At 68.8% G+C, this 26,077-nt stretch carries 24 protein-coding genes and 1 tRNA gene; 18 read left to right on the top strand and 7 right to left on the bottom strand.

Features of this window, described 5'->3' with window-relative positions; all coding sequences use genetic code 11:
* Positions 1-28: 28 nt before the first annotated feature.
* From atpD to CON77_RS08780, 5 genes are all read left to right on the top strand, one after another.
* Positions 29-1,435, top strand: coding sequence for a F0F1 ATP synthase subunit beta (gene atpD, locus CON77_RS08800; RefSeq protein WP_101048782.1), 1,407 nt, complete (start codon positions 29-31; stop codon positions 1,433-1,435).
* Between the two features lie 122 nt (positions 1,436-1,557).
* Positions 1,558-1,974, top strand: a complete 417-nt coding sequence (locus tag CON77_RS08795) for a F0F1 ATP synthase subunit epsilon (protein ID WP_101048809.1) — start codon at positions 1,558-1,560, stop codon at positions 1,972-1,974.
* Positions 1,975-2,047: 73 nt separating this feature from the next.
* The gene (locus CON77_RS08790) at positions 2,048-2,488 is read left to right on the top strand and encodes a YybH family protein (RefSeq protein WP_101048781.1); all 441 of its coding nucleotides are present in this window, start codon (positions 2,048-2,050) and stop codon (positions 2,486-2,488) included.
* Positions 2,488-3,501 (top strand): YheT family hydrolase, encoded by a 1,014-nt coding sequence (locus CON77_RS08785; RefSeq protein WP_101048780.1) that lies wholly within the window; start codon positions 2,488-2,490, stop codon positions 3,499-3,501. The genes CON77_RS08790 and CON77_RS08785 overlap by 1 nt, the downstream gene beginning before the upstream one ends.
* Before the next feature lie 2 nt (positions 3,502-3,503).
* Entirely contained in the window at positions 3,504-4,055 is a 552-nt protein-coding gene (locus tag CON77_RS08780; protein ID WP_101048779.1) for a DUF2946 family protein, read from the top strand.
* Between the two features lie 51 nt (positions 4,056-4,106).
* Here the strand turns inward: CON77_RS08780 and CON77_RS08775 are convergent, their stop codons facing one another.
* Positions 4,107-4,625 carry a c-type cytochrome gene (locus CON77_RS08775; protein ID WP_101048778.1) on the bottom strand — a complete coding sequence of 173 codons (519 nt, stop codon included), beginning with the start codon at positions 4,623-4,625 and terminating at the stop codon, positions 4,107-4,109.
* 152 nt (positions 4,626-4,777) lie between these two features.
* On the opposite strand from CON77_RS08775, the gene CON77_RS08770 reads away from it, so the two are divergent.
* Positions 4,778-4,853, top strand: a tRNA-Arg gene (locus CON77_RS08770).
* A gap of 210 nt (positions 4,854-5,063) precedes the next feature.
* Positions 5,064-6,281, top strand: coding sequence for an ATP-binding protein (locus CON77_RS08765; RefSeq protein ID WP_101048777.1), 1,218 nt, complete (start codon positions 5,064-5,066; stop codon positions 6,279-6,281).
* 18 nt (positions 6,282-6,299) lie between these two features.
* On the opposite strand, the gene CON77_RS08760 is transcribed toward CON77_RS08765, so the two are convergent.
* On the bottom strand, positions 6,300-6,755 hold the full coding sequence (locus CON77_RS08760; protein WP_101048776.1) for a DUF3429 domain-containing protein: 456 nt from the start codon (positions 6,753-6,755) through the stop codon (positions 6,300-6,302).
* A 13-nt stretch (positions 6,756-6,768) separates the two neighbouring features.
* Positions 6,769-8,196, bottom strand: a complete 1,428-nt coding sequence (locus CON77_RS15745) for a methyl-accepting chemotaxis protein (protein WP_304442152.1) — start codon at positions 8,194-8,196, stop codon at positions 6,769-6,771.
* A 172-nt stretch (positions 8,197-8,368) separates the two neighbouring features.
* On the opposite strand from CON77_RS15745, the gene CON77_RS08750 reads away from it, so the two are divergent.
* Positions 8,369-9,184 (top strand): EAL domain-containing protein, encoded by an 816-nt coding sequence (locus CON77_RS08750; RefSeq protein WP_232788461.1) that lies wholly within the window; start codon positions 8,369-8,371, stop codon positions 9,182-9,184.
* Positions 9,185-9,215: 31 nt separating this feature from the next.
* Positions 9,216-9,623, top strand: coding sequence for a BLUF domain-containing protein (locus tag CON77_RS08745; RefSeq protein ID WP_157826887.1), 408 nt, complete (start codon positions 9,216-9,218; stop codon positions 9,621-9,623).
* A gap of 15 nt (positions 9,624-9,638) precedes the next feature.
* On the opposite strand, the gene CON77_RS08740 is transcribed toward CON77_RS08745, so the two are convergent.
* Positions 9,639-11,030 (bottom strand): SlyX family protein, encoded by a 1,392-nt coding sequence (locus CON77_RS08740; protein ID WP_101048774.1) that lies wholly within the window; start codon positions 11,028-11,030, stop codon positions 9,639-9,641.
* A gap of 198 nt (positions 11,031-11,228) precedes the next feature.
* Between CON77_RS08740 and CON77_RS08735 the strand changes: the two genes are divergently transcribed.
* A complete protein-coding gene (locus CON77_RS08735) occupies positions 11,229-11,672 on the top strand; it encodes a universal stress protein (RefSeq protein ID WP_101048773.1) in 444 nt (147 codons plus the stop codon).
* 2 nt (positions 11,673-11,674) lie between these two features.
* On the opposite strand, the gene CON77_RS08730 is transcribed toward CON77_RS08735, so the two are convergent.
* Positions 11,675-12,295, bottom strand: a complete 621-nt coding sequence (locus CON77_RS08730) for a MarC family protein (RefSeq protein ID WP_101048772.1) — start codon at positions 12,293-12,295, stop codon at positions 11,675-11,677.
* 117 nt (positions 12,296-12,412) lie between these two features.
* Between CON77_RS08730 and CON77_RS08725 the strand changes: the two genes are divergently transcribed.
* Complete coding sequence (locus CON77_RS08725) at positions 12,413-13,102, top strand: dienelactone hydrolase family protein (protein ID WP_101048771.1); 690 nt, start codon at positions 12,413-12,415, stop codon at positions 13,100-13,102.
* A 30-nt stretch (positions 13,103-13,132) separates the two neighbouring features.
* Here the strand turns inward: CON77_RS08725 and CON77_RS08720 are convergent, their stop codons facing one another.
* Together CON77_RS08720 and CON77_RS08715 are read right to left on the bottom strand one after the other, a co-directional pair.
* Positions 13,133-16,030 carry a bifunctional diguanylate cyclase/phosphodiesterase gene (locus CON77_RS08720; protein ID WP_101048770.1) on the bottom strand — a complete coding sequence of 966 codons (2,898 nt, stop codon included), beginning with the start codon at positions 16,028-16,030 and terminating at the stop codon, positions 13,133-13,135.
* A 61-nt stretch (positions 16,031-16,091) separates the two neighbouring features.
* Positions 16,092-16,568, bottom strand: coding sequence for an Lrp/AsnC family transcriptional regulator (locus CON77_RS08715; RefSeq protein ID WP_101048769.1), 477 nt, complete (start codon positions 16,566-16,568; stop codon positions 16,092-16,094).
* Positions 16,569-16,766: 198 nt separating this feature from the next.
* On the opposite strand from CON77_RS08715, the gene CON77_RS08710 reads away from it, so the two are divergent.
* From CON77_RS08710 to CON77_RS08680, 7 genes are all read left to right on the top strand, one after another.
* Positions 16,767-20,405: an indolepyruvate ferredoxin oxidoreductase family protein gene (locus tag CON77_RS08710; RefSeq protein ID WP_101048768.1), complete on the top strand. Its 3,639-nt coding sequence runs from the start codon at positions 16,767-16,769 to the stop codon at positions 20,403-20,405.
* A 65-nt stretch (positions 20,406-20,470) separates the two neighbouring features.
* Positions 20,471-20,866, top strand: coding sequence for a hypothetical protein (locus tag CON77_RS08705; RefSeq protein WP_101048767.1), 396 nt, complete (start codon positions 20,471-20,473; stop codon positions 20,864-20,866).
* Entirely contained in the window at positions 20,866-21,849 is a 984-nt protein-coding gene (locus CON77_RS08700; protein ID WP_439650542.1) for a DMT family transporter, read from the top strand. The genes CON77_RS08705 and CON77_RS08700 overlap by 1 nt, the downstream gene beginning before the upstream one ends.
* Positions 21,850-21,945: 96 nt before the next feature.
* Positions 21,946-22,266: a preprotein translocase subunit YajC gene (gene yajC, locus CON77_RS08695; RefSeq protein ID WP_101048766.1), complete on the top strand. Its 321-nt coding sequence runs from the start codon at positions 21,946-21,948 to the stop codon at positions 22,264-22,266.
* 94 nt (positions 22,267-22,360) lie between these two features.
* On the top strand, positions 22,361-24,241 hold the full coding sequence (gene secD / locus CON77_RS08690; RefSeq protein ID WP_101048765.1) for a protein translocase subunit SecD: 1,881 nt from the start codon (positions 22,361-22,363) through the stop codon (positions 24,239-24,241).
* A gap of 15 nt (positions 24,242-24,256) precedes the next feature.
* Entirely contained in the window at positions 24,257-25,210 is a 954-nt protein-coding gene (gene secF, locus CON77_RS08685; RefSeq protein WP_101048764.1) for a protein translocase subunit SecF, read from the top strand.
* A 58-nt stretch (positions 25,211-25,268) separates the two neighbouring features.
* The coding region (locus tag CON77_RS08680; protein WP_157826889.1) for a DUF1631 family protein at positions 25,269-26,077 on the top strand (809 nt) is incomplete at its 3' end.

Below are 26,077 nucleotides of genomic sequence, written 5' to 3'. Positions count from 1 at the left end.
AATTTAGAGAAATCAAAAGGTATCAATCATGGCTCAAGCCCAAGGCAAGATTGTTCAGTGTATCGGTGCCGTGGTGGACGTCGAGTTCCCGCGCGACCAGATGCCCCGCGTGTACGACGCGCTGAAGATGGATGGTTCCACGCTGACCCTGGAAGTGCAGCAGCAGTTGGGTGACGGCGTGGTCCGCACCATTGCGCTGGGTTCTTCCGACGGTCTGCGTCGCGGCATGGTGGTGTCCAACACCAACGCGCCCATCACCGTGCCCGTGGGCAAGGCCACGCTGGGCCGCATCATGGACGTGCTGGGCAACCCGATCGACGAGCGCGGTGAAGTGTCGCAAGAGCTGACCGCCTCCATCCACCGCAAGGCCCCGGCCTACGACGAGCTGAGCCCGTCGCAAGAGCTGCTGGAAACCGGCATCAAGGTGATCGACCTGGTGTGTCCGTTCGCCAAGGGCGGTAAAGTGGGTCTGTTCGGTGGCGCCGGTGTGGGCAAGACCGTGAACATGATGGAGCTCATCAACAACATTGCCAAGGCGCACAGCGGTCTGTCCGTGTTCGCTGGCGTGGGTGAGCGCACCCGTGAAGGCAACGACTTCTACCACGAAATGGCCGATTCCGGTGTGGTGAAGTTGGACAACCTGGCCGAATCCAAAGTGGCCATGGTGTACGGCCAGATGAACGAGCCCCCGGGCAACCGTCTGCGCGTGGCCCTGACCGGTCTGACCATCGCCGAGTCCTTCCGTGACGAAGGCCGTGACGTGCTGTTCTTCGTGGACAACATCTACCGTTACACCCTGGCCGGTACCGAAGTGTCCGCGCTGCTGGGCCGCATGCCGTCCGCCGTGGGTTACCAGCCGACGCTGGCCGAGGAAATGGGCCGCCTGCAAGAGCGCATCACCTCCACCAAAGTGGGCTCGATCACCTCGATCCAGGCCGTGTACGTGCCGGCCGACGACTTGACCGACCCGTCGCCCGCCACCACCTTCGCCCACCTGGACTCCACCGTGGTGCTGTCCCGTGACATCGCTGCGCTGGGTATTTACCCCGCCGTGGATCCGCTGGACTCCACCAGCCGCCAGCTGGACCCGCTGGTCGTGGGCCAGGACCACTACGAAACCGCCCGCGCCGTGCAGGGCACGCTGCAGCGCTACAAGGAACTGCGCGACATCATCGCCATTCTGGGCATGGACGAACTGGCGCCGGAAGACAAGCTGGCCGTGGCCCGCGCCCGCAAGATCCAGCGCTTCCTGTCGCAGCCCTTCCACGTCGCCGAAGTGTTCACCGGCGCGCCTGGCAAGTACGTGCCGCTGTCCGAAACCATCCGTGGTTTCAAGATGATCACCGCCGGCGAGTGCGACCACCTGCCCGAGCAGGCCTTCTACATGGTCGGGACCATCGACGAAGCCTTCGAAAAGGCCAAGAAGCTGGCGTAAAGCTTCGTATTCGGGCGCCTGGCGTCGTTGCCGTGCTCGCCGTACCCCCTTGTACGGCTGTGCGCGGCGCCTAGCCAGGCACCCGACTACTCGCTTTCACTCAGATTCAACTAGGAGTAATGATGAGCACGATACAAGTCGAGGTGGTGAGTGCCGAAGAGTCGATCTTCAGCGGGCCTGCCAAGTTTGTGGCGTTGCCGGGTGAGTCGGGCGAGCTGGGCATTCTGCCCGGCCACATCCCGCTGATCACCCGCATCCGGCCGGGCGCGGTGCGGATCGAGAAAGCCGACGGCGGCGAGGAGTTCGTGTTCGTGGCCGGTGGCATCCTCGAGGTGCAGCCCAAGGTGGTGACCGTGTTGAGCGACACCGCCATCCGCGGCAAGGACCTGGACGAAGCCAAGGCCACCGAAGCCCGCAAGGCTGCCGAGGAAGCGCTGAAAAACGCCAAGAGCGACGTCGATCTGGCCAAGGCCACGTCGGAACTCGCGGTCATGGCGGCGCAGATTGCCGCCCTGCGCAAGTACCGCCAGAAGAAGTGACGCCCCCGGGCTGCGCTTCGCAGAAACCGCCTCTTTGGAGGCGGTTTTTTTTCGTCCGTGCACAATAAGGGGTATGCGACGCCCCTTGCCCCCCGACACCAGCGTGGACGATGTCGAGCACGCTTTTTACGAAGCCCTGCACCTGGGCGATGTGGAGGCCCTGATGGCCTGTTGGATCGACGACGAGGAGCCGGTGTGCGTGCACCCGGCGGGGCCGCGCCTGGTCGGTTTGGCGGCCATCCGGGAGGCGTTTGCCCGCATGTTCGAGCGCGGACCGATCGCGGTGCGGGCCGAGGTGGTGCACCGCGCCGCGGTAGGCCATCTGGCGGTCCACAGCGTGGTGGAGCGGGTCGATGTGCCGACCGACGACGGCTTGTCGCAGGCGGTGGTGAATGCGACCCATGTGTACGCCCGTACGGCCAAAGGATGGCGCCTGGTGGTGCACCACGCCAGCCCGGCGGCCACGCCGATACCCGAGGCGCACATGCCGCTGTCCAACGGCACCTTGCACTGATGGACGAGGCGGGGCCGTGGCCGCACCCGTGGTGGTTGCCTGGCGGGAACGCGCAGACCATCTGGTCGGCCTTGTGGGCGCAGCCACACGGCGGTGTGGCACCGCGCTGGGTGCGGCAGCGTTGGTACACGCCGGATGGCGATTTCATCGATGTGGACCAGGTGATCAGGGCCTCGACCCCGGAGCCGGCCCCGGCACGGCCTGTGCTGGTGGTGTTCCACGGGTTAGAGGGCTCCTCGGCCAGCCACTACGCCCAGGCCTTCGCGGTGCAGGCGCAGGCCCGCGACTGGGACATGGCGGTGCCGCATTTTCGCGGCTGTTCGGGCGAAATCAACCTGGCGCCACGGGCCTACCACTCGGGCGATCACGCGGAAATCGACTGGATGCTGGGCCAGTTCCGCGAGCGATTCCCGGGGCGCCCCTTGCTCGCAGTGGGGGTGTCGCTGGGCGGCAACGCCTTGATGCGCTGGGCCCAAGAGGCAGGGCAGCAGGCTGCGCACCGGGTGCGGGCGCTGGCCGCGGTGTCGGCGCCTTTGGACCTGGGCGCTGCGGGTGCGGCCATCGACCGCGGCTTCAACCGCTGGGTGTATGCGCGCATGTTCTTGCGCACCATGTTGCAGAAAGCCGAGGCCAAGTGGCGGCAGTACCCGGGTCTGTTTGACCTGGAGACCGTGCGCCGGGCCCGCACGCTGTACGCCTTTGACGACGCCTTCACCGGCCCCTTGCACGGCTTTGCGGGCACCGAGGACTACTGGCGGCGGGCCGCGGCGAAACCGCGGTTGGCCGAGGTGCGCCTGCCGGCCCTGGTGCTGAACGCGCGCAACGATCCGTTCGTGCCGGTGTCGAGCCTGCCTCGGCCCGACGCGGTGGGGCCCTGGGTGACCCTGTGGCAGCCGGTGCACGGTGGGCACGTGGGATTTTGTGAAAGCCGCGGAAGCCCGGGTTGGCCGGGCCATGTGTTGGGCATGCCGGGGCGGGTGTGCGACTGGTTGCGCGACGCCGCAGGAGTGTGAACATGGACGACATCGTCAAGGCCGCGATGGCCAAGTGGCCGAACGTGCCCGATTGTTATGGCTGGCTGGGCCTGGATGCCCGTGGGCGCTGGTGGATGCGCGACGACGCCGCGCAGGCGGCCGGACCGTTTGCGGGGCCGGGGGCCACGCCGCAGAGCCGGGGCAGCGAGCTGAGGCACCGCAAGCTGATCGAGTTCATCGAGCGCAATTACGGCTGCGACGAGCGCGGGCGCTGGTTTTTCCAGAACGGGCCGCAGCGGGTGTATGTGGAGCTGGAGCGGGCGCCCTGGGTGTGGCGCCTGTCACCGGAGGGGGGCGTCAGCAGCCACACGGGCCAGCCGGCCGTGTACCGGTCCAGCTGGCTGGACGAGCAGGGCCACCTGTACCTCGTCACGGACCTGGGCCTGGGCGTGGTGCACACGCTGGACATGCACTGGGCGGCCGAAGCGGTGGAGTCCGGCCGGTGGACGCCGCAGGAATGCCCGTTCGCGTCATTGCCCGAACTGGGCACTTGCGTGCTGAGCCCAAGCGGTGAGCGCGGCAGCGTCTGCTGACGCAAAAAAGCCCAGCGTCTGCTGGGCTTTTGGACGGGAGGCGTCAGGGGGTCACTGGGCCGGCTTTTCGGCCTGAGCGGGGGCCGCCGGCTCGGGGAAGGAAGCGCCACCTGCGTTCGCCATGTGGGCCACGGCCCGGGCGATTTCCAGGTCTTCGAAGGCGCCGCCACCTTGTGCGCCCATGGCGCCCTTGCCTTTGAGGGCCGACTGGACCAGGCTGTCAAAGCCGGTCCGAATGCGCGGGGCCCATTCACCGGCGGAGCCGAACTTGGGGGCGCCGACCATGCCGGCATCGTGGCAGGCTGCGCATTGGGCTTTGTACACGTCGGCGCCGGCCTGCAGCGGGCGGTTGGCGTCGCGCAGTTCCACCGCACCCACGCGCTGGATGCGCTGGGCCGTGGCCAATTCGGTGTTCACCGCGCCTGCCGCGGGCTTGTCGGCCCGGGTGACGTAAAACACCAGGCCGATGATGAGAAACACGGGCAGCACGAAAGAGAAGAAAGAAGTCCAAAGCAGTTGCTTGGGCGTCTTGATCGGACCGGTGTGGGAGTCGTGCGCGTTGTCGCTCATGGTTTCCTCGGTAGGGACGGGTGCTGAGAAGGTGCGCCTGCGGGCGCTAAGGCGCCGGGCAATCGTGGATTATAGCCGTCCCCACTCCCGGGGGCGGCAAACCCGGGGCAGCAGGGCGTGGGCTGCTAGAATGTCTGTAAGTTGTTCTGTGTGCGGCTGTAGCTCAGTGGATAGAGTATCGGCCTCCGAAGCCGAGGGTCGTGGGTTCGATCCCCGCCAGCCGCGCCAAACCGTTGATTTAAAGACGAATTCGCTCTGCAGGCGGGTCTGGCTCGCTTCAGTGGGGTGCACGACAGCAGTCCGGGGCGAATTTCAATGTTCGGAATATCTCATTTGTCGTCGCGTGGCGGGGTCTGCACCAAGCCCATGCGTGTGTCGCCGTGACAGGCTCGTCAACCGCTGTGTGGGCCCGTCCATGGCGGGCAGAAAGGTCACGGCATGCTTTCTCCCTCCGGACGTTCTGATCTTGACCCGACCCAGGTCCCTGGGGCGGTGAGCCGTGAGTTTCTGGCCTCGGTGTCCCACGAGTTGCGGACTCCGATGAGCGCCATTCTGGGCTTCACCCAGTTGCTGCGGCTGGAGCCTCTGAGCCCTTCGCAGGCCGACAGCGTGGGGGAAATTGAAAAAGCCGGTCAGCAGTTGCTGTCGCTGATCAACGAACTGCTGGACCTGAACAAGCTGGAGTCCGGGCATGCGGTCCTGCAGATCGCGCCGGTGGACCTGCAGGCCGCCGTCGACGCCTGCCTGCGGCAGTTGGCGCCCCTGGCCGACGCGCGCCGGGTGGCGATGCGGTCCCAGGTGCCTCGCCTGGGGGTGCTGGCCGACCCGCAGCGCCTGCACCAGGTGCTGCAGAACCTCCTGTCCAACGCCATCAAATACAACCGCCCGGGTGGTCACGTTGTCCTGTGTGCCGCCGAGTGGCCGGGCGGGCGGGTCCGCTTGTCGGTGCAGGACACCGGGCAGGGCATCCCGCCACAGCACCAGGCCGCGGTGTTCGAGCCTTTCCAGCGTGGGGCGGCCGAGGGGGGCGAAGTCGGGGGCACCGGCATCGGCCTGACGCTGGCGCGCCGCATCGCCCGTCAGATGGCCGGCGACATGGGTTTGCGCAGCACCGAGGGCGTGGGGTCGGAGTTCTGGGTGGAGCTGCCCCGCGCCACCTTGCCCGAGCAGGCCGCCGCGCCCGCCGCGCCGGGGCCGGTGGTGGCGCCCGATCCCGCGCGGCTGATGGCCTTGACCTACGACAGCCACGCGGTACAGCCCCTGACCGCGGACGAACTGGCGGCGCTGGTGGCCCGTGCCAAGGCCTTCAACCGCGAGGTCGGCGTGACCGGGCTCTTGCTCTACCACGACGGCAATTTTTTCCAGTACCTCGAAGGGCCGGCGCAAGGGCTGGAGCGCGTGATGGAACGGGTGCGCCGCTCCAGTCTGCACCGCCACCTGTACGTGCACGTGCAGGGCGAGACCGACCGGCGTTATTTTGACGACTGGGACATGGGCCTGGCCGATATTTCCGGGATGCAGGGCGACAGGTTGGAGGGGCTGCGCCAGGCCCTGGCCGCGCGCTGGGGTGCCGACGGCGCCCAGCAACCCGGTTTGCGGCTGCTGCTGAACTTTGCCGAGCACATGACCCGGCGGCCGGACCCCGCCGGCGCCTGAGCCGGCGCTCGTCGCCAGTCAGCCCAGTGTGCTCGCCAGCCAGGCCAGTGTCAGGGCGATGCAGGCCACGGCGGTCAGGCGACCGCGCAGGGGCAGGTACCAAGTGGGCAGCGCGGTACGCGCGACCAGGCGGCGATCCTGCAGGTAGTGCAGCACCAGGCCGGGCACCAAACAGGCCACCGCCAGCGGCCAGCCGAGCCAGACGGCGACCCACCCCATCAAAGCCGGCAGGGTGCTCCACGCGTACATCCGGCCGCGGGTGTCTGCCGGCAGGTCGGGCAGCAGCATGGCAAACGCCCAATGCAGCGCCCCCACAAAACTCAGAATGACGGCGCCGTAGGCCACCAGGGCCAGGGTCCACAACGACTGCCGGGACGGGTCCAGGGCGACCAGGCCCGCCAGGGCGAGGAAGGGCAGCAGGCCGCCGTGGCCCAGCCAGGCCACGCTGCGCGGGAGGGGGGTGGTGACAGACATGGTGGGAGCAGATTTAAAGCCGGAAAACCTCGACCGCCTGCGCCATCCGCTCGGCTTGGGCGTGCAGGCTGGCGGCGGCCGCGGCGCTTTCTTCGACCAGCGCGGCGTTCTGCTGGGTCATCTGGTCCAGGCGGTTCACCGCTTCGCTGATCTGGGCCAGGCCCTCGCTCTGGTCGACCGAGCCGTGGCTGATGTCGGCGATGATGGCGCTGACCTGCTGCACGCTCCGGACCACCTCTTGCATCGTGCTGCCGGCCTGCTGCACCAGGGCGCTGCCGCCCTCCACGTTGGCCACGCTGGCGTTGATCAGGTCCTTGATCTCTTTGGCCGCCTGGGCGCTGCGCTGGGCCAGGTTGCGCACCTCGCCGGCCACCACCGCAAAGCCGCGCCCCTGTTCGCCGGCGCGCGCGGCCTCCACCGCCGCGTTCAGGGCCAGGATGTTGGTCTGGAAGGCGATGCCGTCGATCACCCCGATGATGTCGGCGATCTGGCGGCTGCTGTCGGAGATCACGTCCATGGTGCTGACCACCTGGTTGACCACGCCACCCCCGCGCACCGCGACCTCGGCGGCGCTGCGGGCCATGCCGTCGGCCTGGCGCGCCGCTTCGGTGCTCTGTCGCACCGCGCGGGTCAGGGCTTCCATGCTGCTGGCGGCCTGTTGCAGGTGGCTGGCGGTCTGTTCGGTGCGGTTGCTCAGGTCCTGGTTGCCGTTGGCGATTTCGCCGCTGGCGGTCTGAATGTCCTGGGCGGCGGCGCGCACCGTTTGCACCGCAGCGGCGGTGCGGGCCAGCACCGCCTTGAGTTCCTGGGCCAGCGGTGCCCGCACGGCCAGGTCGCTGACGCGCAGCACGATGTGGGTCGGGTCCTGCATGCGCTGGGCCAGCTGGGCCACCTCGGCGTTGTTGCGCACACTGCGCGCCAGGCCGGTGACGAAGTACACCTCGAACGCTGTCTGGGCGACCACGTAACCCGCGTGCGCCACGATCAGGCCCAGGTTGGGTTCGTTCAGGCAGTACAGGTCCCAGCCGGCGGCCTGCAGCCGGTCAAAGCCCAGGTGGTGCAGCGCAAACAGCGCCGCCGACCAGACGATGGGGCGCCAGTCCAGGTACACCAGCAGCAGCGCAAGGGTGATGAACACGCCGAAGTGGGCTTCGCGCAGGCCGGCGCTCGCCTGGATCTGGAGTGCCACCAGGGCGGTCAGCGAAAACGCCATCGCCAGCCGCGAGGCCAGGCTGCCCTGGGCCAGCACCGCGCCCAGCAGGCCCGGCAAGGCCAGGCCGAGGGTCCACAGCACGCCCTGGGTCAGGCTCAGACCGGGGCGCTCGAACCCCACCAGAATGCCCAGCGCCGTCAGGCCGTACAACAGCAGGGCCAGCAGCATCAGCCGGTCGCCGCGCCGGTGTTGTTCGGCCAGGCCATGGGTGTCGATGGATGCGTGCAAGGGAGCCCCTCAAAGTGTGGCCCCATTATGGAGCTGCCCGCCCTCGGGTGGTGCCTGCCCAGACAAAACACCCCGTTGTCGTGTATCCTGACTCGGTTACAGACGTGGATCAGCCTGCATAACTGACATGTCTGCCCATTGTGGGTGCCGCTGGTGCCGTTGGATTGGTTGCATGGCCGTGCTGTACCCCACGGCCGGGGGTGGTGAGATGTATTTGTCCCGTTTTTTTGCCGATGCCGACCAGGACGTGAAGGGCTGCATCCGCTGTCGCGACACCCGGCCTTTTGCCATCCCCCTGAAGATGGCATTTCAGCCCATCGTGGACCTGGACGCCCGCACCGTGTTCGCTTACGAGGCCCTGGTCCGCGGGGCCAACGGCGCTTCGGCGGCCGAGGTGCTGGGCGCGGTCAAGCCCGAAGATCTGTACGCCTTCGACCAGACCTGCCGGGTGCTGGCCATTGAAACCGCGCAGCGCCTGGGCATGGACGCGCACCTGTCCATCAATTTCCTGCCCAACGCGGTGTACGAACCGGCCACCTGCATCCGCCTGACGCTGGCCGCCGCCCACAAGGTGGGCTTTCCGCCGGAACGCCTGATTTTCGAGCTGACCGAGTCGGAAAAAATCCAGAACCCGGCGCACGCCCTGCGCATCATCAAGGACTACCAGCAGCGCGGTTTCCTGACCGCCATCGACGATTTCGGGGCCGGCTATTCGGGCCTGAACCTGCTGGCCGAATTCCAGCCGCACCTGGTCAAGCTCGACATGGCCCTGACGCGCGACATCGACCGCGACGCGGTGCGGCGCGCCATCGTCAGCGGGGTGGTCGGCACCTGCCAGGCGCTGGGCTGCAAGATCGTGGCCGAAGGGGTGGAGCGCCCCGAAGAACTGGACACCCTGCGCCAGATGGGCGTGACCCTGTTCCAGGGCTACTTGCTGGCGCGCCCGGGCCTGGAGTCGCTGCCCGAGCCCGACCTGCGTTACGCCTGAGTGAAGGGAACCCGAGAGGATGGTTTACCGCATGGTTTACGTCAGCGCCGCCACCGCGCCCATGGACGCGGACGCGCTGCTGGCGCTGCTGACCCGGGCCCGTGAAAAGAACCAGCGGCTGGGCATTTCCGGCCTGCTGCTGTACCGGGACGGCGACTTCATCCAACTGCTGGAGGGCGAACGCGAGGCGGTGCGAGCCCTGTTCGCCACCATCGAGCGCGACCCGCGCCACACCCGCACCCTGGTGTTGCTGGAAGGCGAGGCCGAGCAGCGCTTGTTCCCCGAGTGGTCGATGGGGTTCCGCAACCTGTCCGACCCGGCGGTGCTGGCCACGCCCGGGTTTTCGCACCTGATGAACACCCCGTCCTGGCCCACGGCTTTCCAGCACGACCCCGACGGTTGCCTGGCCTTGCTGGGCCTGTTCAAACCGCCCATTTGAGTCGGGTGCTGCCGTTCAGTAATGCGGCGGCAACTCGTCGCGCAGGCTGTGGAAGGTGCCGGGCTGGTCTTCCAGCCGGTGGGTCAGGCGGGCCACTTCCTGTTGCAGCCGTTCGATCTGCAGTTGCTGGCGGTAGACCTGCTCGTTCAGGCGTTCCAGCCAGTCGTCGCTCAGGCCGGTTTTGATTTCGAGGTTGACCAGGCGGTCTTCGGTGGCGGTGTCGGTCATGGGTGGGGTCTCGGGGGCGCGTGCGGGCCAGGCCTGGGCCTGCAGCACGTCCTGGGTGTGTTCACCCAGCTGGGGGGCGGGGTGCTGCAAGCGGCCGGGCGTGGCACCGAGCTTGGGGACGATGCCGGGCACCTTGAGGGGCTGGCCGTCGCGGGCGGTGGTCTGTAGCACCATCTCGCGTGCCAAGTACTGCGGGTCGTGGGCGATGTCGGCGGCGGTATAGATGCGTCCGGCCGGCACACTGGCGGCATCGAGGTGGCGCACCGTGTCGTCCACCGTGTGTTGCAGGGTCCAGGCTTCGATGGCCTGGTCCAGTTCGCTGGCGCGGCGCGCGCGGCCGTCGTTGCGGGCCAGGTCGGGGTCGTCGGCCAAATCGGCGCGCCCAATGGCGTGCATCAGCCGTTTGAAGATGCTGTCGCCATTGCCGCCGATGAGCACGTAGCCGCCGTCGGCGCAGCGGTAGGCGTTGGACGGGGCGATGCCGGGCAGGGCGCTGCCGGCGCGCTCGCGCACGGTGCCGAAGGCGTCGTACTCGGGCAGCAGGCTTTCCATCAGGTTGAACACGCTTTCGTACAGGGCCACGTCCACCACCTGGCCCTGGCCGCCGTGGGCGGTGCGGTGGTAGAGGGCCATGAGCACGCCGATGACGCCGTGGAGCGCCGCGATCGAGTCGCCGATGGACACGCCGGTGCGCACCGGCACGCGGCCGGGTTCGCCGGTGAGGTGGCGCAGGCCGCCCATGGCCTCGCCCAGAATGCCGAAGCCGGGTTTGTGCGCGTAGGGGCCGGTCTGGCCGTAGCCGGACAGGCGCAGCATCACCAGCTTCGGGTTGAGGGCGTGCAGCGCGTCCCAGCCCAGGCCCCACTGTTCCAGGGTGCCGGGCTTGAAGTTCTCGATCAGCACGTCGGCCTCGGTCGCCAACTGGCGCACCGCGGCCTGGCCCTCGGGCGTGCGCAGGTCCAGGCAGACCGAGCGCTTGTTGCGCGACTGCACCTCCCACCAGACCGAGGTGCCGTTGCGCAGCAGCCGCCACTGGCGCAGCGGGTCGCCGCCGCCGGGGGGCTCGACCTTGATCACATCGGCGCCGAAGTCGCCCAGGGTCTTGGCGGCGAAGGGCCCGGCGATGAGCTGGCCCAACTCCAGCACCTTGACACCTTGCAGGGGCAGGGGGGTGGTCATGTGCGGGCCTCCAGGGCGTTCAGCAGACGGGGGCGGGGGCCGGGGCAGCGAAGGTGGGCGTGCGTGTGCATGGGGGGAATTGTCGCGGCAATGCCGGCCCCCTGTGCGGGTCGGGCGGGGCGGTCTATGATGGGGCTGTCGTGCACCGCGTGGGTGGGCCGACCACCGGCGGTGCCGGTACCAACGAGGAGAGGAACCATGAAGCTCTTGATTCCCGTGGATGGGTCGAGCCTGTCGATGCGCGCCGTGAGCCACGCCATCCAGCTGGCGGTGGCCGGTTTGCGCACCGAGCTGGTGTTGGTCAACGTGCAGGAGCCGGCCTCGGTGTACGAACTGGTCACCCTGCACGACACCGAAGCCCTGGCCCAGGTGGCCGAAGCGGCCGGCCGCGACATGCTGGCACCGGCCATCGCCATGGCCCAGGGCGCCGGGGTGCCGCACGTGGACGTGCTGGCCACCGGTGATGTGGTCACCACCCTGCTGGAGGTGCAGGAGGCTCAGGGCTGTCAGGCCATCGTCATGGGCAGCCACGGCAAGGGCCGGGTGCGCAGCGCCTGGCTGGGCTCGGTGTCGCAGGCGATGCTGGAGCGGTCTCCGGTGCCGATCACCTTCGTCAAGCCGGTCGATACCGACGCCGACTAGCCTCAGCCGGCCAGGGCCGGGAACAGCTTGGTCAGGCCGGTGGCCATCACTTCCACCGCCAAGGCCGCCAGGATCAGGCCCATCAGCCGGGTCATGACGTTGATGCCGGTCTTGCCCAGCACCCGGGCGATCGGCTCGGCCAGGGTGAAGCACACCGCCGTGGCCAGCGCCACCACGATGCCGTAACCGGCCAGCGCCACGTGCTGCAGCAGGGTCTTGGCCTGGTCGGCGTAAATCACCACGGTGGACATGGTGGCCGGGCCGGTCAGCAGCGGGATGGTCAGTGGCACGACGGCGATGGAGGCGCGCGAGGACGCGTCGTCCACTTCGGCCTGGTTGGTTTTGGCCTCGGCCGGCTGGGCGTTGAGCATGGCCAGCGCCGAGGTCAGCAGCAGCATGCCACCGCCGACCTGGAAGCTGGCCAGCGAGATGCTGAAGAAGTCCAGGATCTGCAGGCCCAGCAGCGCCGACGCGGCGATCACGGCAAAGGCACTGAACGACGAGATCAGCACCGTGCGCCGCCGCTGCTCGTCGGAAAATCCCATGGTGTAGTGGATGAAAAAGGGGACGATGGCCAGCGGGTTGACGATGGCCAGCAGGGTGACGAGGGGTTTGAGGTCCATGCCCGGCATTGTCGGGCCACCCAGGGGGCTTGCCAACCGCGGCACCGTGCCGGACCCGCATTTGCGCTACGCTGTGTGCTGGTTTTTGGCCCCGACCGGGCAGAGGAGTGCGAATCCATGGGTGTTTTTGTCGATCTGACCGCCGCCGACGGCGTGCGTGTGCCGGCCTATGTGGCCCAACCCTCCGGCGCGCCGCGCGGTGCGGTGGTGGTGTTGCAGGAGATTTTTGGTGTCAACAGCCACATCCGCGCCGTGGCCGATGGCTATGCGGCCGCCGGTTACGTGGCGGTGGCACCGTCCACCTTCCACCGGGTGCGGCCCGGGGTGGAGCTGGGCTACACCGACGCCGACATGGCGACCGGTTTCGGCCACAAGACCGCGGTGGAGGCCTTGCCGGCTCCGGGAGTGATGCCCGACATCCAGGCCGCGGTGGACCACGCCGCGCAATTGAGCGGCGGCAAGGTGGCGGTGGTGGGCTATTGCTGGGGCGGGCTGCTGACCTGGCGCAGCGCTTGTCTGTTGCAAGGGCTGGCCGCGGCGGTGCCCTACTACGGTGGCGGCATGACCACGCCCGAGGAAGCCGCACGCACGCCGGCGTGTCCGGTGCTGGCCCATTTTGCCGAGCAGGACCAGTGGATCCCGATGGACACGGTGGCGGCCTTCGCCGCCCGCCACCCGGCGGTCGAGGTGCACACCTACCCGGCACACCACGGTTTCAACTGCGACCAGCGTGGGTCTTTCCACGCCCCGTCGGCGCAACTGGCGCGAGAACGCACCCTGGCTTTCTTGGGCCGGCACCTGGGCTGAACCACCAGAGGCGGCGTGGCCGCGGCCGGTTCAGGGCCGTTGGCGCAGCCAGGCCACCAGTTCGTCCGGCGGCAGGGCCTTGGCGTAGAGCCAGCCCTGCAGCATCTCGCAGCCGTGGCGCAGCAAAAAGTCGCGCTGCGTGGCGGTTTCCACCCCTTCGGCCACCACCACCAGGCCCAGGTCGTGCGCCATCGACAGGGTGGCGCGGATGATGGCCTCGTCTTCCGGGTCGCCGGGGATGCCGCACACGAAGGAACGGTCGATCTTGAGCTTGCTCAGGGGCAGGCGTTTGAGGTAACCCAGGCTGGAGTAGCCGGTGCCGAAGTCGTCCAGGCTCAGGCCCATGCCGAGGGCGGTGAGCTGGTGCATGCGGTCGTTGAGTTCGGTGTTGGCGTGGACCAGCAGGCTTTCGGTGATTTCCAGCTCCAGCCGGCTGGCCGGTTGCTGCATCTGGGCCAGTGCCCGGTGCACGTGGTCCATGAAGTGCGGGCGGTTGAACTCCATGGCCGAGACGTTGACCGCCACGGTCAGGGCGGCCATCCGCGCCGCGTCGGGGCCCTCGGCCCAGGCCTGGATCTGCTGGCACACACGGGTCAGCAGCCACAGCCCGAGGCGCTCGATCACGCCCGATTCTTCGGCCACGGGGATGAATTCCTGCGGGGAGATGGTCCCCAGTTCGGGGTGCTGCCAGCGCAGCAGGGCCTCCAGGCCGACCACCTGCCCGCTGGAGGCCTCCACCTGGGGCTGGTAGGCCACGTAGAGTTCGGGGGCGCCGGTGTCCAGCGCCATGCGCAGGCCGGATTCGATCGCCAGGCGCCGCGAGACGTGTTCGTGCATTTCCGGTTCGAAAAAGCGCCACTGGTTGCGGCCGGCGGCCTTGGCCGCGTACATGGCGGTGTCGGCGTGGCGCAGCAGGGCGTCGACCGCCTCGCCGTGGTCCGGGTAAAGCGCCACCCCGACGCTGGCGGTGACGGTGACCTGCATGCGGTCCAGCACGATCGGTTCCGACAGCGCCTGGGCGACCTTGCGCGCGACGGTGGCGGCACCGTCGCGGCCGCGCACCCAGGGCAGCAGGGCGACGAACTCGTCGCCACCCAGGCGGGCCAGCACGTCGCGGGTGCGCAGGCAGGCCTGGATACGGGCGCTGACGGTCACCAGCAACTGATCGCCCTGGGTGTGGCCCAGGCTGTCGTTGACGTGTTTGAAGCGGTCCAGATCGAGGAACAGCACAGCCACGTGCTTGCCGTTGTGCCGGGCGGCTTCCAGGGTGGCTTCGGCCTGTTCGGTCCAGAAGGCGCGGTTGGCCAGGCCGGTGAGGGCGTCGAAATGCGCCAGCTGCATCAGGGTGGCGTTGCTGCGGGCCAGCTCGTGGGTGCGTTCGTCGACCAGCTGGGCGGTGCGCCGGCCTTGCCCGGTCATGACGATCAGGAAGGTGCCCAGCATGGACACCGCCACCAGGCCCGCGGCCGTGGAAACCCAGCCGCTTTCAAGGGCGCTGCCGGCCCAGAACTGGCTGTCGGCCCGGACATGGAGGGTCCAGTCGCGGTCGGCAAAGCGCAGCGGCCAGCCGTCTTGCCAGCGGTCGCGGTCGGACTGGGTGGCGGCGTGGGTGTCGCAGCCGACGGCACCCGACAGGCGGCGGTTGGCCGGGGCGGCCCGCTGGTCGACCAGGCACAGCGTCAGGGGGCCGTGCTGGAAGGAGCCGAGCACGGCGGCCAGCACGTCGTCCATGCGGAACACGGCCGACACCACTCCCAGGGGGTGCGGGCCACCGCCGTTGGCGCGCACCGCCTGGTAGACCACCACCGCCCGCTGTTCTCCCGATTCCTGCACCAGCCGGAAACCTTCGGTGACTTCGGGGCGGCCGCTGGCCAGGGTGGCCTGGACCGTGGCCGCGGTGACGGGGAGCATGCCCACGTCCAGCCCCAGCACCGAGAGGTTGCTGTTCAATGGCACCACCCAGGTGATGGGCAGGTGGCTGTCGGCCTGGGGTGCGGGCGAGGTGTGTCCGGCCGGGTTGCGGCCCAGGATGTTGAGGCCAGGCGAGACTTCCTCGTAATGCCAGCGCTGGGCGGCAGGAACGTACGGGCTCCAGCCGTAATTCTGGGTGCCGGGGTAGCGGTTGAGCCACAGGCGCGTGGCCGATTCGAAGGCCTGCTGGTCCATGTGCGGGGCCATCTCCATCAGTTTGGCGATGGCCTCGACGCTGTCGATCTGTGCGTCGAAGCGGCGTTGCAGGCGCAGCGCCAGGTCCTGGCCGGCTTCGGTGAACTGGTCGTCCAGGTGGCGCTGCTGGTTGGCGTTGAGCAGTTGCAGCATGCCGGCGACCAGCACCAGGGCCACCGCCATGGGCAGGGCCACCGTGCGCAGGCGCGGCCGCCAGGCATCGGCGGGGGCGCCGAAGAGCACCAGCACCAGCGGGGTGAAAAGCACCGTGCCCAGGGTGTCGGCCAGCCACCAGGTCCACCAGCTGAACCAGGCTTCGTTGTGGGGCACCACGCCTTCAAGCACCAGCACCGGCACCGAGAGGCTGGCGTTGATCACCGTGCACAGCGGGATGACGAGGAAGAACATCAGCACCGCTTGTCGGGGCTGGTCGAGCGCCGACGGGTAGCCCACCCAGCGCCGCACCGCCCAGGCGGTGGTCCAGGCCATCAGCGCGGCCCCCAGGGGAGTGACGAGCAGGGCCCAGGTCCAGTCCGGCAAGCCCGATTGCGCGTGCGCCAGCCACTGCACCAGCAAGCCCCCTGCGACCACCCCTGGCAGCAACCGGGGGCCGCCCACCAGGACGGCGCCCAGGGACATGCCCGCCGCGATGAAGATGATGGAGATGTAGTCCGGCGGGATCGACACCTGCAAAGAAGCCCAGCCGCTGCCGCCGTAAACGAGCGCGGTGACCAGGTTGAGCAACAGGAGGCGAATCGACAAAGCGGTGGCAGGCGAGTGGTGGCCGTACTGTACCAGCGGCCGACCCCGCGCCCGGGCGCCCTTACGTGACCAGATGTGTCAGCGGCAGGGTGCCGGCGGTCTGGACCTCGCCCAGCGAAAAACTGGTGTGCAGGTCCTTCACGTTCGGCAGGTTGATCAGGCGCTGCAGGGCGAAGCGGGAGAAGCTGTCCAGGTCGGCGGCTACGACCTGGATCTCGAACGTGCCGGCCCCGCTGATGTAGTGGCAGGAGATCACCTCCGGCAGCTGGCGGATGGCATCTTCCAGCGCGCGGGTGGCGTCGCCGGTGTTGCGTTCGGCGTCCAGCCGCACGAAGGCGAGCACGCCCAGGCCGATCTTGCGCCGGTCGAGCACGGCGCGGTAGCCGGTGATGTAGCCGGCCTCTTCCAGCGCGCGCACCCGGCGCCAGCAGGGCGCCGCCGACAGGCCGACGCGTTGCGCCAGTTCGGTGTTGGTCAGGCGCCCGTCGGCCTGCAGGTGTTGCAGGATGGCGAGGTCGAATTTGTCCAATGTTTCCATGTTGGGCAATTTTAAGAAAGGATCTTTCTTTTTTGTGGTTTTAAGCGGCAGCAAAAGCAAAGACATTCCCGGCTCCTGGGTCTACACTGTGCCGACACGCGTCCGGCGTTGGCGATCCCGCCGCCGGACCGGGGCTGGCCCGCGGCCAGGACCCCACCTCCCGGCCCACCCGGCCGGTCACAACCACAGGAGACAGACATGAACGCCCCCCTGCCCGAGCACGTGCGCCGCGCGCTCGAGACCGTCACGCTCGACGACAAATACACCCTGGACCACGGCCGCGCCTTCATGAGCGGCGTGCAGGCCTTGGTGAAGTTGCCCATGCTGCAGCGCCAGCGCGACGCCCAGGTGGGCAAGAACACGGCGGGCTTCATCAGCGGCTACCGCGGTTCGCCGCTGGGCGGCTACGACCAGGCGCTGTGGAAGGCGCGGGCGCACCTGCAGGCACAGCACATCGTGTTCCAGCCCGGCGTGAACGAGGAGCTGGCCGCCACCGCCCTGTGGGGCACGCAGCAGCTGGGCTTTGCCCCGGCCGGCTCCCAGAAATTCGACGGGGTGTTCGGCCTCTGGTACGGCAAGGGTCCGGGCGTGGACCGCTGTTCCGATGTGTTCAAGCACGCCAACATGGCCGGCACCACGCCCTGGGGCGGGGTGATCGCCGTGGCGGGCGATGACCACGTGGCCAAAAGCTCCACCGCCGCGCACCAGAGCGACCACATCTTCAAGGCCTGTGGCTTGCCGGTGTTTTTCCCGGCCAGCGTGCAGGAGATCCTCGACCTCGGTCTGCACGCCTGGGCCATGAGCCGCTTTGCCGGCGTCTGGGCCGGCATGAAGACCATCCAGGAGATCGTCGAGTCCAGCGCCACCGCCGAGATCGACCCCGGGCGCGTGCAGATCGTGCTCCCCGAATTCGACATGCCGCCAGGGGGACTGCACATCCGCTGGCCCGACACCGCGCTGGAGCAGGAGGCGCGGCTGATGGACCACAAGTGGTACGCCGCCCTGGCCTACGTGCGCGCCAACCGGCTGAACCACAACGTGATCGAGGGGCCAAACGACCGCTACGGCATCATCGCCAGCGGCAAGGCCTACAACGACACGCGCCAGGCCCTGGCCGACCTGGGGCTGGACGACGCCACCTGCCGCCAGCTCGGCATCCGCCTGCACAAGGTGGCGGTGGTGTGGCCGCTGGAGGCGCAGACCACGCGCGAGTTCGCCACCGGGCTGCGCGAAATTTTGGTGGTGGAGGAAAAGCGCCAGGTCATCGAATACCAGCTCAAGGAGGAGTTGTACAACTGGCGTTCAGACGTGCGCCCCGACGTGCTGGGCAAGTTCGACGAGGTGGGCGGCGACCACAGCGGCGGCGAGTGGTCCATGCCCAACCCCAGCGCCCACACGCTGCTGCGCGCCAACGCCGATCTGTCGCCGGCGATCATCGCGCGGGCGCTGGCGCGGCGACTGGCCAAACGAGGCCTGCTGCCCGAGGGCAGCGACATCGCCGCGCGCGTCGCGGCGCAACTGGCCATCCTGGACGCCAAGGAGCGTTCGATGCAGGTGCTGCAGGCGCACACCCCGGTGGGCGAGCGCCAGCCCTGGTTCTGCTCGGGCTGCCCGCACAACACCAGCACCCGGGTGCCCGAGGGCTCGCGCGCCATGGCCGGTATCGGCTGCCATTTCATGACGATCTGGATGGACCGCGCCACCGAAGGTTTCACCCAGATGGGTGGCGAGGGCGTGCCCTGGGTCGGCCAGCAGCCCTTCAGCCACGAGCGGCACATCTTCGCCAACCTGGGCGACGGCACCTACTTCCACAGCGGGCTGCTGGCCATCCGCCAGAGCATCGCCGCGGGCGTCAACATCACCTACAAACTGCTGTACAACGACGCGGTGGCCATGACCGGCGGCCAGCCCGTGGGCGAGCGGCCCGAGGGCCACAGCGTGCTGCAGATCGCGCACAGCCTGCGCGCCGAGGGGGTGGGGCGCATCACCGTCGTCACCGACGAGCCCGAGAAGTACCGGGGCGCCCACCACACCACCGTGGGCGGGGTCATGCTCCAGTTGCCCGACGGCATCGCGGTGGAGCACCGCGACGCGTTGGACCGCGTGCAGCGCGAGTTCCGCGAGATCTCCGGCACCACCGTCATCATCTACGACCAGACCTGCGCCACCGAAAAGCGCCGCCGCCGCAAGCGCGGCACCCTGGTGGACCCGGCCCGGCGCGTCGTCATCAACGAGGCGGTGTGCGAGGGCTGCGGCGACTGCGGCGTGCAGAGCAACTGCCTGAGCGTGGAGCCGCTGGAGACCGAATTCGGCCGCAAGCGCACCATCAACCAGAGCAGCTGCAACAAGGATTTTTCCTGCACCAAAGGGTTCTGCCCCAGCTTCGTCACCGTGGAAGGCGGCAAGCTGAAAAAATCGGCCGGGCGTGCGGTGCCGCCGGTGGGCTCGCTGGGCGATCTGCCCGAGCCGCGCCTGCCGTCGGCCGCGTCGCCCTACGGCATCGTGGTGGCGGGCGTGGGCGGGACCGGCGTCATCACCGTGGGGCAGTTGCTGGGCGTGGCCACGCACCTGGAGGGCAAGGGCATCGTCACCCAGGACGCCGCCGGTCTGGCGCAGAAAGGCGGCGCCACCTGGAGCCACGTGCTCATCGCCGAACGCCAGGACGACATCCGCACCACCCGCGTCGGCATGGCAGGGGCCGACTTGGTGCTGGGCTGCGACCCCATCGTCAGCGCCGGCAAGGAAACCGTGCTGCGCCTGCAGCCCGGGCGCAGCCGTGTGGCCCTGAACAGCCACGCCGCGCCCACGGCGGCGTTCGTGACCAACGGCGCCTGGCAGAACCCGGCCGAGCAGTGTCTGGCCACGCTGGCGCAGGCGGTGGGGGCCGAGGCCCTGGGCGTGTTCGACGCCGACGCTGTCGCCACCCGGCTGTTGGGCGACAGCCTGTTCGTTAACCCCGTGATCCTGGGGTACGCGTGGCAGAAGGGCTGGATTCCGCTGCGTCGCGAATCGCTGCTGCGGGCCATGGAGCTGAACGAGGTGGCCGTGGCGCAGAACCAGAACGCCTTCGAGTGGGGGCGCCAGGCCGCGCACGATTGGGGCCGGGTCAGGGCCTTGCTGTCGCCGGCACAGGTGGTGGCCTTCAAGCCGCGCGAGACGCTGGATACCCTGCTGCGCCGCCGCGTGGAATTCCTCACCGCTTACCAGAACGCCGCCTATGCCCAGCGCTACGAGGCCTTTGTGCGCCGCGTGCAGCAGGCCGAAGCCGCGGCCCTGGGTGCGGGCAAGACCGCCCTGGCCGAGGCCGTGGCGCGCCACCTGTTCAAGCTCATGGCCTACAAGGACGAGTATGAGGTGGCCCGGCTCTACACCGACGGCGGCTTCGCGAGGCGGCTGGCCGAGCAGTTCGAGGGGGACGTGACCCTGCGCTTCCACCTGGCGCCACCCCTGCTGGCCCGGCACAACGACCGGGGGGAGCTGGTCAAGCAGACGTATGGCCCGTGGATGCTGAAGGCGTTTGGGGTGCTGGCGCGCCTCAAGGGCCTGCGCGGCACCGCCTTCGACCCTTTCGGCCGGACCGAGGAGCGGCGCAGCGAACGCGCCCTGATTGGCGAATACCTGGACACCCTGGAAGAGGTGCTGACCGGTCTGAGCCCGGACCGGCACGCCCTGGCCCTGCAGATCGCGGCCTGGCCGGAGCAGGTCAAGGGCTTTGGCCATGTGAAGGCGCGTCACCTCGCCGCGGCCCGAACCCGCTGGGGCGGTCTGCTGGCCGCCTGGCGCGCCGCGCCCGAGGGCGCTCCGTCGCAAGGGCAGGCCCAGCGCCAGCGCGCCTGAGTGCGCGGCCTGGGGGCGTGGATCTCGTCCACAATCCCGGGTTTGCCCTTGTTGCTGGAAGTCCCATGCGTTTGCGATTCCTCGATTTCGACCACAGCGAAGACACCGACGGCCACGGCACCTTCGAGGCCATGGCCACGGTCGGCCCGGCCCATTGGCCCGACTTGCAGGCCGAGGTGGTCCAGGTGCTGGACTGGGCGCAGCGCGCGTTCCCTGGCGGGCCGGCACCGCTGGACGAGGGTGGCGACTGGGACTGCCAGCTGGACGGCCAGGAGGAAACCGTGCAAGCGCTGGCGCTGGAGCGCGCCGGGACCGGCCTGAGCGTCCGGCCGCAGGGGCCGGCGCAGTGCCGCCACACCTTGACGCTGACCCTGAGCGGCCCCCCGGCGTTTGTCGAGGCGTTCCGTGAGGGGGTGCTCGAAGACGGGGCACCGGAGCTGCCGCGGCGGGGGCGGCGTTGATGCGTCCGCGCTCGATCTGGTCCGGGGTGGCCTTTGCCCTGGCCGCGGGGCTGATGTGGGGGCTGGTGTTCGTCTCGCCGCTCATGCTGCCCGAGTACCCGGCCACGCTGCAGTCGGTGGCGCGTTACCTGGCCTTTGGCCTGTTGTGCCTGCCGCTGGGCTGGCTCGACCGCCAGGGCCTGCGCCAGCTCAGCCGGGTTGACTGGGTCGAGGCGCTCAAGCTCGCAGCCGTGGGCAACCTGATGTATTACCTGCTCTTGGCCAGTTCCATCCAGCGCACCGGCGGGCCGCTGTCCACGGTCATCATCGGGACTTTGCCGGTGGTCATTGCCGTCGTCGCCAACCGGCGCAACGCCCGCCGCGATGGCCACCTGCCCTGGGGGCGGCTGGCGCCGACCCTGGCCCTGATCGGCTTGGGCATCGCCCTGGTCAACCAGGTGGAGCTGACCGAGCTGCTGCGGCAGGAGCACCCGGACGTGGCCGCCTACGCCTGGGGGGCGGCGCTGGCCGTGGGGGCCGTGGCCTGCTGGACCTGGTACCCCTTGCGCAACGCCGACTGGCTGCGCGCGCACCCCGACCGCAGCCCCCGCGCCTGGGCCACGGCCCAGGGCCTGGCCACCCTGCCGCTGGCGCTGCTGGGCTACGCCTTGCTGTGGGGCGGCATGGCGGCGGCGGGCGAAGCCTATCCCATGCCCTTCGGGCCGCGGGCCGGGTTTTTCATCGCCCTGATGGCGGCGATCGGTCTGCTCGCCTCCTGGCTCGGCACCCTGTGCTGGAACGAGGCCAGCCAGCGCCTGCCCACGGCCCTGGCCGGGCAGCTCATCGTGTTCGAGACGCTGGCCGCGCTGGCCTATGCCTTTGTCTGGCGGGGCACGTGGCCGGCCCCGCTGACCCTGTTGGGCGTTGGACTGCTGGTGGCGGGGGTGTGGTGGGCGGTGCGCATCCGGCCGGTGAAGGTCGTGGTGGAAGGACACCCGAACTGAGCCCGGCGCCCACCCGGCATGGGCGATTAAAATGGCCGATTGCGGGCGCCCGACCCAGGCGGGCGCCTTGTTTTTTCTTTGCACAGGATTCTCAACGTGTTCATTTCCAACGCTTACGCCCAAGCCGCCGCCACTGGTGACACCACCTCCACCCTGATGAGCATGCTGCCGCTGGTGCTGATGTTCGTGGTGCTGTACTTCGTCATGATCCGCCCGCAGATGAAGCGCCAGAAAGAGCACAAGACCATGATCGAGGCCCTGGGCAAGGGCGACGAGGTGGTGACCGCCGGCGGTCTGCTGGGCAAGGTGGCCAAGGTCGGCGACACCTACATCGGCGTGGAACTCGCCGACGGCGTGGAAGTCCAGATGCAACGCACCGCCGTGGTCCAGGTGCTGCCCAAGGGCACCCTGAAGTAATCCCGGGCCTGCCCCACCCCCGAAGGGCCGGCCCCATGGCCAGCCCTTCGGACACCATTGCAAGCCGCTGGCCTTTTCCCGGAGCCTTTCGCGCATGAACCGTTATCCCTTGTGGAAGTACGCGACCATCCTGGTCGCCCTGATCATCGCCACGCTGTACACCTTGCCCAACTTCTTCGGCGAGGCGCCGGCGGTGCAGGTGTCTTCGGGCAAGGCCACGGTCAAGCTCGATGCCGCCACCGTCACCCGGGTGGAGGCCGCGCTGGCCGCCCAGAACATCGTCCCGGCCGCGGTCCAGTTCGATGGCCAGTCGGTCAAGGCCCGGTTCGAATCGACCGACACCCAGATCCGGGCGCGCGACGCGATCGACCACGCCTTCAACCCCGACCCGGCCGACCCGAGCCACGTGGTCGCGCTCAACCTGCTGCCGCGCACCCCGCTGTGGCTGCAATCCATTCACGCCCTGCCCATGTACCTGGGCCTGGACCTGCGCGGTGGCGTGCACTTCCTGCTGCAGGTGGACATGCCCGGCGCCCTGGACAAGCGCGCCGAGGTCATCGCCAGCGACCTGCGCGGCGCCCTGCGCGACAAGAACATCCGCCACGGTGGCGTCCGCCGCGAAGGGCGGGCGGTCGAACTGCGCTTCCGTGACGCCGAGACCCAGTCCGCCGCCCGCAACCTGATCGAGGCGCAGTTCCCCGACCTGCTGCTGACCGAGGCCCCGGCCGGTGCGCCCGAGCTGAAGCTGACCGCCACGCTGAAGCCCGAAGCGGCCCGCCGCATCCAGGAACAGGCGCTCAAGCAGAACATCACCACGCTGAACAACCGCATCAACGAGCTGGGCGTGGCCGAGCCGGTGATCCAGCAGCAGGGACTGGACCGCATCGTGGTGCAGCTGCCCGGCGTGCAGGACACGGCCAAGGCCAAAGACATCCTGGGCCGCACCGCCACGCTGGAGGTGCGCCTGGTGGACGAGAGCCCCGAAGGCCAGTCGGCCGAGCGCGGCAACGCCCCAGTGCCCTTCGGCGCCGAACGCTACCTGGACCGCAACGGCCAGGCCGTCATCGTCAAGCGCGAGGTGCTGCTGACCGGCGAAAACCTGACCGATGCCCAGGCCGGCTTCGACAGCCAAAGCCAGGAGGCGGCCGTGCACCTGACGCTGGACGCCAAGGGCGCGCGCATCTTCCGCGACGTGACGCGGGAGAACGTGGGCAAGCGCATGGCCATCCTGCTGTTTGAAAAAGGCAAGGGCGAGGTGGTGACGGCGCCGGTCATCCGCACCGAAATCGGCGGTGGCCGGGTGCAGATTTCGGGCCGCATGAGCACGGTGGAGGCCAACGACACCGCGCTGCTGCTGCGCGCCGGGTCCCTGGCCGCGCCGATGGAGATCGTGGAAGAGCGCACCATCGGCCCCAGCCTGGGTGCCGACAACATCGAAAAAGGCTTCCACAGCGTGGCCTGGGGCTTCGTCGTGGTGGTCGCCTTCATGTGCGTCTACTACATGATGTTCGGGGTGTTCTCCAGCCTGGCTCTGGGCTTCAACCTGATGCTGCTGGTGGCGGTGCTCTCCATGCTGCAGGCCACCCTGACCCTGCCCGGCATGGCCGCGATGGCGCTGGCGCTGGGCATGGCCATCGACGCCAACGTGCTCATCAACGAGCGCGTGCGCGAAGAGCTGCGCAACGGCGCCGCGCCGCAGACAGCCATCAACGCCGGCTACGACCACGCCTGGGGCACCATCCTGGACTCCAACATCACCTCGCTGCTGGCTGGCGTGGCCTTGCTGGCCTTCGGTTCCGGGCCGGTGCGCGGCTTCGCGGTGGTGCACTGCCTGGGCATCCTGACCAGCATGTTCTCGGCCGTGTTCTTCTCGCGCGGCCTGGTCAACCTGTGGTACGGACGCCAGAAGAAGCTCAAGTCCGTGTCCATCGGCACGGTGTGGTCCGAGGGCAGCAAGACCCTGGCCAAGGACTGAACGGGACGCACGACCATGGAATTCTTCCGCATCAAAAAAGACATCCCGTTCATGCGGCACGCGCTGCTGCTGAACGTCATTTCCTTCGTCACCTTCCTGGCGGCGGTGTTTTTCCTGGTGACCCGCGGGCTGAACCTGTCGGTGGAATTCACCGGCGGCACGGTCATGGAGGTGGCCTACGAACAGCCGGCCGACTTGGCTGCGGTGCGCCAGGTGGTGGCCCAGTTGGGCTACGCCGACGTGCCGGTGCAGAACTTCGGCACCTCGCGCGACGTGATGATGCGCCTGCCCCTGGTTCAGGGCCAGACCTCGGGCCAGCAAAGCGAAGCCATGATGGCCGCCCTGCAGGCGCAGAACCCGGCGGTGCAACTGCGCCGCACCGAGTTCGTCGGGCCCCAGGTCGGTCAGGAACTGGTGGTTGACGGCCTCAAGGCCCTGGCCCTGGTGGTCGGCGGCATCATGGTGTACTTGGCGTTCCGCTTCGAGTGGAAGTACGCCGTGTCGGCCATCGTCGCCAACCTGCACGACGTGGTCATCATCCTGGGCTTCTTCGCGTTTTTCCAGTGGGAATTCTCGCTTGCGGTGCTGGCCGCGGTGCTGGCGGTGCTGGGCTACTCGGTCAACGAATCGGTGGTGGTGTTCGACCGCATCCGCGAGACCTTCAAGCGCCAGCGCAAGCTGGGCACGCGCGAGGTGATCGACCGCGCCATCACCTCCACCATGAGCCGCACCATCATCACCCACGGCTCGACCGAGGTGATGGTGCTGTCCATGCTGCTGTTCGGTGGTCCGACCCTGCACCACTTCGCGGTGGCGCTGACCATCGGCATCCTGTTCGGCATCTATTCCTCGGTGTTCGTGGCCACCGGCATGGCCATGTGGCTGGGCATCCGCCGCGAAGACCTGGTCAAGGCCACACCGAAAAAGGCCGAAGACCCGGACGACCCGAACGCCGGGGCGGCGGTCTGACCCCCATCGGTCCCGTTGGGACGTCTAGACGCTGGCATACTGGGTGTCATGACCACGCCTGCCGCCCCGAACGCCGCCCTGGCGGCCCAGGCGCGCCAGGTGTTCGTGCGCCGGCTCATCGACGATTTGCCCCAGGTGGTGCAGCGCCTGCTGCAGNNACGACCTGCGCATCGGCCTGACCCAGCACGCCCCCGCCTGGCTGGCGGCTTGCCGTGAACGGCTCAGCCGCTCGCTCAAAACCCCGGACGGAGCCACGGCGGAACCCCCGGCGGGACCGCTCAGCTTGGTGGCCGAGGAGGCGGTGGAAAACCAGATCCTCGCGGCGCGGGCGGCGCTGGCGGTGGTGGACAAATGCAGCGAGGTGTTGAACGAACTGCGCTTGCGCCTGCAGCACCTGGAGCTGACCGACGAACTGGACAAGCGCGACCCGGTGCAGGCCTTGAACGTGATGCAGCACCTGGTGGGGGCCTGGCTGGACACGCCCTTGACGCGGGGCGACTGGCAGGTGTGCCAGGCCCTGCTGCACAGCCTGCTGGCCAAGGCCGTGTCTGCCGGCTACCAGGAGGCCAACCAGTTCCTGCTGGCGCGGGGCGTGCTGCCCCAGATCGACCTGCGCGACCTGGTGCGCCGCGGGGGGCGGGCGGCGCCGATGCCCGCCGGCGCCTCGGGCTTTTCGAACACCCGTGCAGCGCCCGTGGTGCCCACCGCTGTGGGCGGGCTGACCCACGTGCAGCCCTTGCGCACGCCCTCGGGCAACGTTCCCCTGGAAGCTTCGGGGCCGGTGGCGGTCGGATGGGTGTTGGCCGGCGAGGCGTTCGCGGCCCAGGACGGTCGCACCGCGGTGGCGCAGCGCCTGTCGCAATTCAT

The organism is Macromonas nakdongensis, assembly GCF_002837145.1.
GTDB classification, from domain to species: Bacteria; Pseudomonadota; Gammaproteobacteria; order Burkholderiales; family Burkholderiaceae_C; genus Macromonas_B; species Macromonas_B nakdongensis.
The sequence above is the reverse complement of the archived record's forward strand: the minus strand, read 5'-3'. Positions and strand labels throughout refer to the sequence as shown.